This window comes from Microbacterium sp. ProA8 (assembly GCF_039905635.1).
Classification (GTDB): Bacteria; Actinomycetota; Actinomycetes; order Actinomycetales; family Microbacteriaceae; genus Microbacterium; species Microbacterium chionoecetis.
The window spans coordinates 932,200-944,734 of sequence record NZ_CP157000.1 but is presented as its reverse complement, the minus strand read 5'-3'; the positions used below and the strand labels follow the sequence as shown (position 1 = coordinate 944,734).

Sequence of the window (12,535 nt, the reverse complement as noted above, 5' to 3'; positions counted from 1 at the left end):
GTCTGCTTCCGGTCGTCGAGCGGAGGGCGCTCCAGCGCCCGCAAACGAAACGCGCCCGTTCGTCGGATGCCGCGGCAGGGAGTCGTCGGTGCCACCGAGGCGTTTCGTCTCGCTCGTTCCTCGCTCGCTCAACGACCGGGGGTCGTCGTCGGCGTCGTCGGGGTCACTCATCCCGCGGCGTACGGCGCGACGACGACCTCGACCCGCTGGAACTCCTTGAGATCGGAGTATCCGGTCGTCGCCATCGACTTGCGCAGCGCGCCCATGAGGTTCGCGGTGCCGTCGGCGACCGGCGCCGGGCCGTAGAGGATCTCCTCGAGCGAGGCGACCTGGTCGACCTTCACGCGGCGGCCGCGGGGCAGCCGGGAGTGGTGCGCCTCGGGACCCCAGTGGAAGCCCTGGCCCGGGGCATCCGTCGCGCGCGCAAGCGCCACGCCCAGCATGACGGCGTCGGCGCCCATCGCGATCGCCTTGACGATGTCGCCCGACGTGCCCACGCCGCCGTCGGCGATGACGTGCACGTAGCGTCCGCCCGACTCGTCGAGGTAGTCGCGGCGCGCTCCGGCGACGTCCGCGACGGCGGTCGCCATCGGGGCGTGCAGGCCGAGCGTCACGCGGGTGGTGGATGCCGCTCCCCCGCCGAATCCGACGAGCACGCCGGCGGCGCCGGTGCGCATGAGGTGCAGCGCCGCCGTGTACGTCGACGCGCCGCCGACGATCACCGGGACGTCGAGGTCGTAGATGAACTTCTTGAGGTTGAGGGGCTGGTCGACGCTCGACACGTGCTCAGCCGACACCGTGGTGCCGCGGATCACGAACAGGTCGACCCCGGCGGCGACGACGGTCTCGTACAGCTCCTGCGTGCGCTGCGGGGTGAGCGCGCCGGCGACGGTGACGCCGGCCGCACGGATCTCGGCGAGGCGGTCGCGCACGAGCTCGGGCTTGATGGGCTCGGCGTAGAGCTCCTGCATGCGGCGGGTCGCGGCGGCCTTCTCGAGGCCGGCGATCTCGGCCAGGAGCGGCTCCGGGTCGTCGTAGCGCGTCCAGAGGCCTTCGAGGTCGAGGACGCCGAGGCCGCCGAGCTGGCCGAGCATGATCGCGGTGCGCGGGCTCACGACCGAATCCATGGGGGCGCCGAGCACCGGGATGTCGAAGCTGAACGCGTCGATCGTCCACGTCGTCGAGACGTCCTCAGGGTTGCGGGTGCGCCGCGACGGCACCACCGCGATGTCGTCGAACGTGTAGGCGCGACGCGCGCGCTTGGCCCGGCCGAGCTCGATGTCCATGCTCACCCGACCAGCCTACCCGGCGGCGTTGTCGCCGCCCGAGCCCCGCTCTGATCGCAGCTCCCCGCGCATCCGGTCGGCCCGAAGCGTTTCGTCTCGGCCGCTGGCGCTCCCTCGCTCAACGACCGAACTCGGACTCCCGGTCGTTGAGCGAGCGAGGAACGAGCGAGACGAAACGCGCCTGACGAGACGGATGCCGCGGGCCGCGGCATCCGTCACCCCTCAGCGCGCCCGCGCGACGCGCGTCTCGTCCCAGACCGGCTGGTCCGACTCGAAGACGCGCCCGTCGGAGCCGAACACCAGGAAGCGGTCGAAGGACTTCGCGAGCCACCGGTCGTGCGTGACGGCGAGGACGGTGCCCTCGAAGCGGGCGAGGGCGTCCTGCAGCGCCTCGGCCGAGACGAGGTCGAGGTTGTCGGTCGGCTCGTCCAGCAGCAGCAGCGTCGCGCCCGAGAGCTCGAGCAGCAGGATCTGGAATCGCGCCTGCTGCCCGCCCGACAAGCTGTCGAACGTCTGCTCCGCCTGGGCGACGAGGCCGTAGCGATCCAGCGCGCTGCTGGCGGCCTCGCGCGGCAGACCGCTGCGCGCATCCTCGCCGCGATGCAGGATGTCGAGCAGCGTCTTGCCGTCGAACTCGGGGTGGCGATGGGTCTGCGCGAACCACCCCGGCACGACCCGCGCACCGAGGATCGCGCGGCCGGTGTGCGCGACCGCATCCAGCGCCGCGCCGGTCGTCGTGAGGTGCCCGAGCCGGCCGTCCGGGTCGGTGCCGCCGCGGGCCAGGAGGCGCAGGAAGTGCGACTTTCCGGAGCCGTTCGAGCCCAGCACCGCGACCCGGTCGCCGAACCACACCTCCAGGTCGAACGGCTTCATGAGGCCGGTGAGCTCCAGCTGCTCGGCGACGACCGCCCGTCGCCCGGTACGCGCCCCGCGTAGGCGCACATCGAGGTCCTGCTCGCGCGGGCGCTCCTGCGGCGGGCCGGCCTCTTCGAACTTGCGCAGGCGCGTCTGCGCGGCGCGGTAGCGAGAGGTGAAGGTGTCGTTCGCCGTGGCCTTCACCTTGAGGGCGGCCACCAGCTCCTTGAGCTTGACGTGCTGCTCGTCCCAGCGCCGCCGCAGTTCGTCGAGGCGCGCCATCCGGTCGTCGCGCGCGCGGTGATAGCTGCCGAACCCGCCGCCGTGCACCCACGCGGTGCTGCCCGCACCGCCGACCTCGAGTGTCACGATGCGATCGGCGGCGCGCGCCAGCAGCTCGCGGTCGTGCGAGACCAGCAGCACGGTCTTCGGCGTCTCGCGCAGGCGCTCCTCGAGCCATCGCTTGCCGGGCACGTCGAGGTAGTTGTCGGGCTCGTCGAGCAGCAGCACCTGGTCGGGCCCGCGCAGCAGGGCCTCGAGCGCGAGCCGCTTCTGCTCGCCGCCCGACAGCGTCGTCAGCTCGCGGAACCGGGCACGCGAGAACGGGATGCCGAGAGCCGCCGTCGTGCAGGTGTCCCAGACGGTCTCGTACTCGTAGCCGCCTGCCTCGGCGTAGTCCGCCAGGGCTCCGGCGTACCGCATCTGCGTGTCGAGGTCGTCGCGCTCGATGATGGCGGCCTCGGCGTCTTCGAGCTCACGAGCGGCGCGACGCACGCGGTCGGGCGCGACGGCGATGAGGAGATCGTGGATGGTCTGGCCGGCACCGCCGTGGCCGACGAACTGGTCCATCACGCCCAGCCCGCCGTCGATCGAGACGACGCCCGAGAGCGCCGGGACCTCGTCGCGGATGATCCGCAGCAGCGTGGTCTTGCCGGCGCCGTTCTGCCCGATCAGCGCGGTGGTCGAGCCCTCGCCGACGCGGAACGAGACCTCGTCGAGCAGCGGCCGCCCATCCGGCAGCGCATACGAGACGGCGGCGATGTCGATGTAACCCACGGTGTTTCCCTGTCTGCTCCGGTTTCAGCACGTGCGCTGAGCGAGGGACGAGTCGAAGCGTCCGTCGCCGACGGGGAGCCGACCAGACTATCTCAGACCGGACGCTCTCGCCGTCGCGGCGCGTTTCGTCTCGTTCGTCCCTCGCTCGCTCAACGACCGGGTCGCAGAGGCATCGGTCGTTGAGCGAGGGAGCGCCAGCGAGCGAGACGAAACGCCCCAAGCCGACGGGCTGCGCCGGGTAAAGCGCGTTCGGTCTCGTTCGTCCCTCGCTCGCTCAACGACCGGGTCCCAGAGGCATCGGTCGTTGAGCGAGGGAGCGCCAGCGACCGAGACGAAACGCCCCAAGCCGACGGACTGCGCCGGGTAAAGCGCGTTCCGTCTCGCTCGTCCCTCGCTCGCTCAACGACCGGGTCCCAGAGGCATCGGTCGTTGAGCGAGGGAGCGCCAGCGACCGAGACGAAACGCCCCAAGCCGACGGACTGCGCCGGGTCAGGCGCGTTCCGTCTCGCTCGTCCCTCGCTCGCTCAACGACCGGGTCGGAGAGGCATCGGTCGTTGAGCGAGGGAGCGCCAGCGCGCGAGACGAAACGCCCCAAGCCGACCGGGCTGCGCCGGGTAAGGCGCGTTCCGCCTCGTTCGTCCCTCGCTCGCTCAACGACCGGGTCGCAGAGGCATCGGTCGTTGAGCGAGGGAGCGCCAGCGAGCGAGACGAAACGCCCCAAGCCGACGGGCTGCGCCGGGTAAAGCGCGTTCGGTCTCGTTCGTCCCTCGCTCGCTCAACGACCGGGTCCCAGAGGCATCGGTCGTTGAGCGAGGGAGCGCCAGCGACCGAGACGAAACGCCCCAAGCCGACGGACTGCGCCGGGTAAAGCGCGTTCCGTCTCGCTCGTCCCTCGCTCGCTCAACGACCGGGTCCCAGAGGCATCGGTCGTTGAGCGAGGGAGCGCCAGCGACCGAGACGAAACGCCCCAAGCCGACGGACTGCGCCGGGTCAGGCGCGTTCCGTCTCGCTCGTCCCTCGCTCGCTCAACGACCGGGTCGGAGAGGCATCGGTCGTTGAGCGAGGGAGCGCCAGCGCGCGAGACGAAACGCCCCAAGCCGACCGGGCTGCGCCGGGTAAGGCGCGTTCCGCCTCGTTCGTCCCTCGCTCGCTCAACGACCGGGTCCCAGAGGCATCGATCGTTGAGCGAGGGAGCGCCAGCGAGCGAGACGAAACGCCCCAAGCCGACGGGCTGCGCCGGGTAAGGCGCGTTCCGCCTCGCTCGTTCCTCGCTCGCTCAACGACCGGGTCGCAGAGGCATCGATCGTTGAGCGAGGGAGCGCCAGCGAGCGAGACGAAACGCCCCAAGCCGACGGGCTGCGCCGGGTAAGGTGCGTTCCGTCTCGCTCGTCCCTCGCTCGCTCACTGACCGACTCAGGCGGCGGGCGCGGCGTAGCGTCCCGACTTGATGGCCCGCTCGCGCGCCTTGGCGGCCTCTTCCTCGCGATTCTTCGGAGGCGTCACCGCCACGAGGTCGTCGAGCAGGTGCTGCGTGATGTGCGCGATGTCGTGGACGGCACGGTCGAACGCGTCCTGGTTCGCCTTCGAGGGCTTCGTGGTGCCCGCGATCTTGCGCACGTACTGCAGGGCGGCCGCATGCACCTCGTCGGAGCTGGCCGCGGGCTCGAAGTTGTGGAGCGTGTGGATGTTCCGGCACATGCCCCCGACGATACGCCGCGCCTCGGACGGCGGCCAGGTTCGGCATCCGCTTGCCGGCCGTCGAGATCGCAGGCTCTCGCCGACATCACACGTCCTGCGGGCGGAAGTCATGTGCTTTCGACGAGGTCGGTCGACCGATGCCTCGACCCGGCGCGCTACCAGCGCTCGGTGCCTCGAGGCAGGACGTCGAGAACGTGGGGCAGCTCGGTGGGGAAGCACGAGCGGAACAGCTCGGTGATCTGCGGGTCCGAGCCGTAGTCGTCGACGATGCGCAGCCCGATCATCGTGCTGATGAGCATGCCCTCGGCCATGAATGCGCGGGCCTCGTCGGCGCTGAGCCCCATCTCGTCGCGGAAGAACCGCCAGACCGAGGCGAACCCGCGGCGCGCGGCGGCCCCGATGACCGGATTGCTGCCCAGGAGGTACGCGTGCGCGAGCGTCTGGTGCAGCCCGCGCACCTCGATCAGATCGACGTAGGCCTGCCCGATGCGTTTGGCCGCGGTGGGCCCGTCGCTGTCGGCCCCGCCGTCGTCCTCGGCGAGCGCGGCGCGGAACGCCGCCAGCAGCCGTGTCAGGGCGTCCTCGATGGCCGCGAGGAAGAGGTTCTCCTTCGAGCCGAACAGCCGCACCACGTACGGCTGGCTGACTCCGGCCGCACGCGCGACCTCATCGGTGGTCGCGCCCTCGTACCCGCGGGTGCCGAACACGGCCATCGCGGCCACGAGGATCTGCCGGCGCCGCTCGTCGGACGACAGGCGCTTGCCCGTCTCGGCGGGCTCATCGAGAGCGGCGGCGCCGCTGCCATCGCGCTGCGCAGAAGTCATGCCCCGAGGTTATCAGCGAATGACTTGACTTTGTAATCAGTCGATTACTACATTGTGGTAATCATTCGATTACAACCGGAGACTCTCATGACCGACACCTCCCTCGCCCTGCGCACGCGACGACCGCGCCCGTTCGCGCTCGTGGTGGCCGCGGCATCCGTCCCGATGTTCATGGCCACCCTCGACAACCTCGTCATGACCAACGCCCTCCCCGTTCTGCACAGTGAGATGGGGGCGAGCGTCGAGGAGCTGCAGTGGTTCGTGAACGCGTACACACTGTCGTTCGCCAGTGCGATCCTCATCGCCTCGGCGCTCGGCGACCGCTTCGGGCGGCGCACGCTGTTCGCGATCGGCATCGCGGTCTTCGGCGCGGGCTCCGTGCTCGCCGCCCTCAGCACCGACCCTGGGCAGCTCATCGCGGCCCGCGCCGTGCAGGGTCTGGGCGCGGCGGGCGTGATGCCGCTGTCGCTGGCGCTCCTGAGCGGGGCAGTTCCGCCCGCGCGGCGGGCGCTGGCCATCGGCATCTGGGGCGGCGTCTCCGGGCTGGGCGTCGCTGTCGGGCCGCTCGTCGGCGGCGCGATCATGGAGGGATGGGACTGGCAGGCGATCTTCTGGATCAACGTGCCCGTCGCCCTCATCGCGATTCCGCTCGCCCTGATGGTGCTCAACAACGACTTCGGCGCACGAGCCCGCATCGACGTCCCCGGCGCCGTGCTCGCCGCAGCCGGTGTGCTGGCACTCGTCCACGCGATCGTGCGCGGCAACGACGACGGCTGGGACTCGGTCGGGGTCATCGTCGAGATCGTCGTCGGCGCGCTCCTCATCGCCGCGTTCCTGGTGTGGCAGCTGCGCGCGAAGGCCCCGCTGATGCCGCTGCGGCTGTTCCGCGACCGCTCGTTCTCGATCACGAACGTCGTCGGCTTCGCGTTCAGCTTCGGCACCTTCGGCTCGGTGTTCATCCTCATCCAGTACCTGCAGGTCGTGCAGGGCTCGACCCCGCTCGAGGCCGCCGTGCAGACCACACCGTGGACGCTCGCGCCGATGATCGTCGCCCCGATCGCCGGCATCCTCGCCCCCCGCGTGGGCACGCGGGTGCTGCTGGTGCTCGGCCTCGCCCTGCAGGGTGCGGCGCTCACCTGGATCGCGGCGATCATGTCGACCGACCTCGACTACCCGGCGCTCATCGTGCCGTTCGTGATGGCCGGCGTCGGCATGGCGCTCGTGTTCGCCCCCTCGGCGACCGCCCTGCTCGCCACCCTCGGGCTCGTCGACCACGCGAAGGCGTCCGGTGTGAACTCCACTGTCCGCGAACTCGGCGTCGCCCTCGGCACCGCCGTGATGACCGCCATCTTCGTCAGCGCCGGCGGCGAGCTCCTGCCCGATCTCTACGTCGACGCGGCGCGGCCGGCGGTGTTCACCGGCGCCGCGGTGCTCCTCGCCGCCACGGTCGTGGCGCTGTGGCTCCCGTCGGGCAGGGCGACGGATGCCGCGCCCGCCGGCCCCGCAGACCCGGGCCTGGCCGAGAACGACGCCGTCGCGCTCGAGCCGGCCGCCGCGCGCTGAACCCGCCTGCCCGTCCACATCGTGTGCTCTCGCCGAAACCGCATGCTCTGCGCGTCGCAGACAGGTGCACTCGGCGAGAGCACATGATGTGGTCGGTGGCGGGACACCCCGGCTGTCGGCATCCGCGCGATCAGGCGCCCTTGCCGCGCAGCGCCCGCGTGAAGACGCCGTCCAGCAGGAACAGCAGGAACGCGATCGACCCGATCCACGGCGACAGGATGACCACTGCGGCGCTGATGATCAGAGCGCTGAGCGAGCCGCGACCGTAGGCGGCGGCATCCGCGGCGCTCATGTCGGGCAGCATGGTCTCGCGATGGCGGACCGCCCACTGCCACTGCACCCAGCTGACCAGGATCGCCAGGAAGAAGGTGACCGGCATCGCGAGCCGGCCCGCGTAGTACTGCTCGTACTCCGTCATCAGCCCGGTCGCGAACGGCACCAGCACGATGAACAGCAGCCGCGCGTTGTTGAGCCACAGCATCATGGAATCCACGCGGGCGATGTGCTCGAACTGCTGCACGTGCACCATCCACAGGATGCACAGCAGCGCGAAGCTGAGCACGAAGTTGACGAACAGCTCGGACATGCCGCCCAGCGCCGACCACATGTCGGCGTCGGAGTCGACCTGGCCGAGCGTGTGCGTCGTCAGGTCGAGCACCAGGAGCGTCGCCGCGATCGCGAAGACGCCGTCGGTGAAGGCCTCGAGGCGGGTCGTCCGCTGTGTCGCCGCAGGGTGCTGCCGCTGCCTGATCATGGCGCCAGGCTAGCGACACACCGCCGCGCAGGCGGGGATCGCGGGCCGTCATACTCCGACTCCCCTCCGATCCCTCACCTGTGCTGCGCGAGGATGGAAGACGGATGCCGCAGCCCGCGCCTGCGACGCGCTCCGCGTCCGCTCGGCGGGCGGGAGCCCGAGAACCGTGGAGGACCGACCCGTGACCGAGCATGTTCCGTATCTCGTCGTCGGCGCCGGTGCGATGGGACTCGCCACCACGTGGCAGCTCGCCCGCCGCGGCCACCGGGTGCTCACCCTCGAACGGTTCGAACGCGGCCACTCGCATGGCGCGTCGCACGGTGCGACCCGCAACTTCAACAACGCCTACGCCGCGCCGCACTACCTGGACCTGCTCGCCCTCGCCCGCACCGAGTGGGACGAGCTCTCGCGCACGACCGGCGAGCCGCTGCTGCGGCTGCACGGGCTGGTCACCCACGGCGACGATGCGGTGGTGGCCCAGGTGCACGACGCGCTCGTCGAACGCGGTGAGCGTGCCGAGATCCTCGGGGCGGGTGATGCCGGGCGGCGCTGGAGCGGGATGCGGTTCGCCGGCGACGTGCTGTTCACGCCCGATGCCGGTGTCGTGCGGGCGGCGGCGGCCCTCGGCGCTCTCGAGCGCGGCGCGCGCCGCCTGGGCGCCGACATCCGTTTCGGCCACCGCGTCATCGCCCTCGAGGAACGCGACGACGGCGTCGCCCTCACGATCGACGACGGCGAGCGCCGCTACGACGTCGTGGCCGACACGGCGGTGGTCACCTCGGGCGCCTGGACCCCCGGCATCCTGCCCGCGTCCTTCCCGCTCCCCCGGCTCACGGTGACCGAAGAGAGCCCAGCGCACTTCGCCGCGATCTCACCGGATGCCCCGTGGCCGTCGTTCAACCACTTCGTCGATCCTGACCGGGGGCCGATCGGCAACGTGTACGGCATGCCTACGCCGGGCGAGGGCGTGAAAGTGGGCCTCCACCACGTCGGACCCGTCGTCGACCCCGACCAGCGGACGTTCCGGCCGGTGCCCGAGCTCGCTGCCGCCTTGCGCGACTACGTCGCCGAGTGGTTCCCGGGACTGGACCCCGATTCGGCCGAGCCGATCAGCTGCACGTACACTTCGACGGATTCCGAGGATTTCGTGCTCGATCGCCGGGGCCGCATCGTCGTCGGCGCGGGCTTCTCGGGCCACGGCTTCAAGTTCACGCCGGCGGTCGGATCGGTGCTCGCCGACCTCGCGGCCGACGGCACGGTCCGAGCCGCGGAGGCGTTCCGGATCCGTTGACGCCGCGCCGCGGCATCCGTTCGCTCGACCGGCCGGCCGGACCGGCTACCGCTTGTAGTTAGGGGCCTCGACGACGATCTGCACGTCGTGCGGGTGCGACTCCTTGAGGCCCGCAGGCGTGATGCGCACGAACTTGCCCTTGGCCTTCAGCTCTTCGACCGTGCGGGCTCCGACGTAGAACATCGACTGGCGCAGGCCGCCGACGAGCTGGTAGGCGACCGCCGAGACGGGGCCGCGGTAGGCGACCTGACCCTCGATGCCCTCCGGGATGAGCTTGTCGTCGGTGGGGACGTCCGCCTGGAAATAGCGGTCCTTCGAATACGAGGTCTTCTTGCCGCGCGTCTGGAGGGCGCCGAGCGAGCCCATGCCGCGGTAGAGCTTGAACTGCTTGCCGCCCTGGAAGACGATCTCGCCCGGCGACTCGTCGGTTCCGGCGAGCAGCGAGCCGAGCATCACGGTGTCGGCCCCGGCGACCAGTGCCTTGGCGATGTCGCCCGAGTACTGCAGGCCGCCGTCGGCGATGATCGGGATGCCGGCCTCACGGGCCGCGAGCGAGGCCTCGTAGATCGCGGTGACCTGGGGCACACCCACGCCCGCAACGATGCGCGTGGTGCAGATGGAGCCCGGTCCGACGCCGACCTTGACGGCATCCACACCCGCGTCGATGAGCGCCTGCGCGCCCTCACGCGTCGCGACGTTGCCGCCGATCACGTCGATCGCGGCGAACGACTCGTCGGCCTTGATGCGGCGCACCATGTCGATGACACCGGCGGACTGGCCGTTCGCGGTGTCGACGACGATCACGTCGACGCCCGCGTCGCGGAGGGCCTCGGCGCGCTGCCAGGCGTCGCCGAAGAAGCCGATGGCGGCGCCGACGCGCAGGCGGCCCTGCTCGTCCTTGGTGGCCAGCGGGTACTTCTCGCTCTTGTCGAAGTCCTTGATGGTGATGAGACCGGCCAGCTTGCCGTCGTCGTCGAGGAGGGGGAGCTTCTCCACGCGGTGGTGGGCGAAGAGGGCGATGACCTCGCCGGCGCTGATGCCGACCTTGCCGGTGACGAGGCCTTCGCTCGTCATGATGTCGCGCACCTTCGTGGTCTGGCGCTCGAAGCCCGAGACGAAGCGCATGTCGCGGTTGGTCACGATGCCCACGAGGCGGTTCTCTTCGTCGACGACCGGCAGGCCCGAGATGCGGTACTGCGCGCACAGCGCGTCCACCTCGTCGATGGTGGCGTCGGGGGTGGTGGTGATCGGGTCGGTGATCATGCCCGACTCGCTGCGCTTGACGCGATCCACCATCGACGCCTGCTCCTCGATGGAGAGGTTGCGGTGGATGATGCCCAGACCGCCCTCGCGGGCGATCGCGATGGCGAGCCGCGCCTCGGTGACGGTGTCCATCGCGGCGCTGAGGAGGGGCGTGGCCACGGTGATGCGGCGCGTGACCCGCGACGACGTGTCGGCCTCACTGGGGATGACGTCGGTGTGTCCCGGCAGCAGCAGGATGTCGTCGTACGTCAGTCCGACGAAGCCGAAAGGGTCGTTGTGCTCCATGGGGGGTCTCCTCGCGCGCGGCGCGTTGTTTCGGTGTGGACGACGACGGCCGGTGCGCTCGTGACGCTCCGTACTCGATTCTAAGCGTCGGGCGTGGCCGTTTGTTCCCGCGCCATACGGCACGCGCGGGTGCCCGCGCGTGCGCCCGCGGGCGTTCCCGCGGGGGCGCGACCCGAGCATGCGGCGGGGGCAGGATGTCCGGTTTCGATCGGATCACTTATCCACATGGTGGCGTAGGCGAAACAAGCGCGACACATTACGCTCGTACCGTCGAACATCACAGCCGATGCGACCCGAGCTTCGGTGTCCGCGTGGTGGCGAACTGGAGGTTCTGTGGGTCCTACGACTGTGACCACGAGACGTGTTGCAGGAGCGCGCGTCACAGCCGCACTCTTCGGACTGCTGCTCGTCGCGCTGGGGATGTTCGCTGGTGCGATCCCCGCGCACGCCGATGAAGACGATCCGTACCGGATCAGCGGCAATGTCCAACTAGATGGTGAGCCTCTCGAAGGAGTGGCGCTCACGGTCGACGGCCCCGGCGGTGAGCAGGAGGTCGAGACCGACGAGAACGGCCAATGGCGGGTGGGCGTCCCCGAGCGCGGCGAGACGTATGTCGTCACGCTCGACGAAGAGACCCTCCCCGAGGGCATCGTCGTGGTGGACCCCGAGGACGACTCCCCGAACGTCAAGGAAGTCGAGATGGGGCAGGGCGGTCGAGCGACCGTCAACTTCTTCATCGGCGAAGGCGAGCGCAACGTCACGAGCTTCTTCGACCAGTTCATGCAGCGGGTGGTGCAGGGCCTCAGCTTCGGCCTGATGCTCGCCCTCGCCGCCATCGGGCTCACGCTCGTCTACGGCACGACGGGCATCTCGAACTTCGCGCACGGCGAGATGGTGACATTCGGTGCCATCGCGGCGTTCATGCTCGTCGGGCCGGCGACCCTGGCACTCCCGCTGTGGCTGGGCTATCCGGCCGCCGTCATCCTCAGTGCCGGCCTCGGCCTCATCCTGGACATGATCCTCTGGCGACCTCTGCGCAGGCGGCGCGTCGGCGTGGTGCAGCTGATGATCGTCAGCATCGGGCTCTCGCTCGCGCTGCGCTACACCTTCCAGCTGTTCATCGGCGGTGGCACGCTGCAGCTCCCCGGCTCTGCCGAGGATCAGATCCCGCTGTTCGGCGCCGTTCAGATGAGCGTCGTCGACATGGTGTCGCTCGCCATCTCGGTCCTCGTCATCGTGGCCTTCGCGCTCTGGCTGACGCGGTCCCGCATCGGCAAGGCGACGCGCGCGATCTCGGACAACCCGTCGCTGGCCGCGGCCTCCGGTATCGACGTCGACGCCGTGGTGCGGGTCGTGTGGGTGGTGGCCGGCACGCTCGCCGGCCTCGCGGGCATCCTGTACGCGTACTACCGCCCGGGCATCAAGTGGGACATGGGCGCGCAGATCCTGCTGCTCATGTTCGCCGCGGTCGTGCTCGGCGGGCTGGGCACCGCGTACGGCGCCCTGGTCGGTGCGCTGATCGTCGGAATCCTGGTGGAGGTCTCCAGCCTCTGGATCCCCGCCGACCTCAAGTACGCCAGCGCACTGTTCATCCTGATCGTGATCCTGCTGTTCCGACCACAGGGCATCCTCGGACGACGCGAGCGAATCGGATAGGGAC

General features: G+C 70.3%; 9 protein-coding genes. 3 read left to right on the top strand and 6 right to left on the bottom strand.

Annotated features, from left to right (window positions below; genetic code table 11):
- Nucleotides 1-167 precede the first annotated feature (167 nt).
- The 4 genes from ABG085_RS04075 to ABG085_RS04060 all read right to left on the bottom strand — a co-directional run bounded on the left by ABG085_RS04075 (nt 168) and on the right by ABG085_RS04060 (nt 5,719).
- A complete protein-coding gene (locus tag ABG085_RS04075) occupies nt 168-1,286 on the bottom strand; it encodes a GuaB3 family IMP dehydrogenase-related protein (protein WP_347979274.1) in 1,119 nt (372 codons plus the stop codon).
- A 222-nt stretch (nt 1,287-1,508) separates the two neighbouring features.
- Nucleotides 1,509-3,197 carry an ATP-binding cassette domain-containing protein gene (locus ABG085_RS04070; protein ID WP_347978147.1) on the bottom strand — a complete coding sequence of 563 codons (1,689 nt, stop codon included), beginning with the start codon at nt 3,195-3,197 and terminating at the stop codon, nt 1,509-1,511.
- Nucleotides 3,198-4,610: 1,413 nt separating this feature from the next.
- The gene (locus ABG085_RS04065; protein ID WP_347978146.1) at nt 4,611-4,895 is read right to left on the bottom strand and encodes a DUF2277 domain-containing protein; all 285 of its coding nucleotides are present in this window, start codon (nt 4,893-4,895) and stop codon (nt 4,611-4,613) included.
- Between the two features lie 155 nt (nt 4,896-5,050).
- On the bottom strand, nt 5,051-5,719 hold the full coding sequence (locus ABG085_RS04060; RefSeq protein ID WP_347978145.1) for a TetR/AcrR family transcriptional regulator: 669 nt from the start codon (nt 5,717-5,719) through the stop codon (nt 5,051-5,053).
- Nucleotides 5,720-5,806: 87 nt separating this feature from the next.
- Between ABG085_RS04060 and ABG085_RS04055 the strand changes: the two genes are divergently transcribed.
- On the top strand, nt 5,807-7,282 hold the full coding sequence (locus ABG085_RS04055) for an MFS transporter (protein ID WP_347978144.1): 1,476 nt from the start codon (nt 5,807-5,809) through the stop codon (nt 7,280-7,282).
- Between the two features lie 130 nt (nt 7,283-7,412).
- Here the strand turns inward: ABG085_RS04055 and ABG085_RS04050 are convergent, their stop codons facing one another.
- Entirely contained in the window at nt 7,413-8,036 is a 624-nt protein-coding gene (locus ABG085_RS04050) for a TMEM175 family protein (protein WP_347978143.1), read from the bottom strand.
- 181 nt (nt 8,037-8,217) lie between these two features.
- Between ABG085_RS04050 and ABG085_RS04045 the strand changes: the two genes are divergently transcribed.
- Entirely contained in the window at nt 8,218-9,327 is a 1,110-nt protein-coding gene (locus ABG085_RS04045; protein WP_347978142.1) for an FAD-dependent oxidoreductase, read from the top strand.
- 45 nt (nt 9,328-9,372) lie between these two features.
- Here ABG085_RS04045 and guaB read toward each other — a convergent pair whose 3' ends face one another.
- Entirely contained in the window at nt 9,373-10,875 is a 1,503-nt protein-coding gene (guaB, locus tag ABG085_RS04040; RefSeq protein ID WP_347978141.1) for an IMP dehydrogenase, read from the bottom strand.
- 348 nt (nt 10,876-11,223) lie between these two features.
- Between guaB and ABG085_RS04035 the strand changes: the two genes are divergently transcribed.
- On the top strand, nt 11,224-12,531 hold the full coding sequence (locus tag ABG085_RS04035; RefSeq protein WP_347978140.1) for a branched-chain amino acid ABC transporter permease: 1,308 nt from the start codon (nt 11,224-11,226) through the stop codon (nt 12,529-12,531).
- The last annotated feature ends 4 nt before the right edge of the window (nt 12,532-12,535 follow it).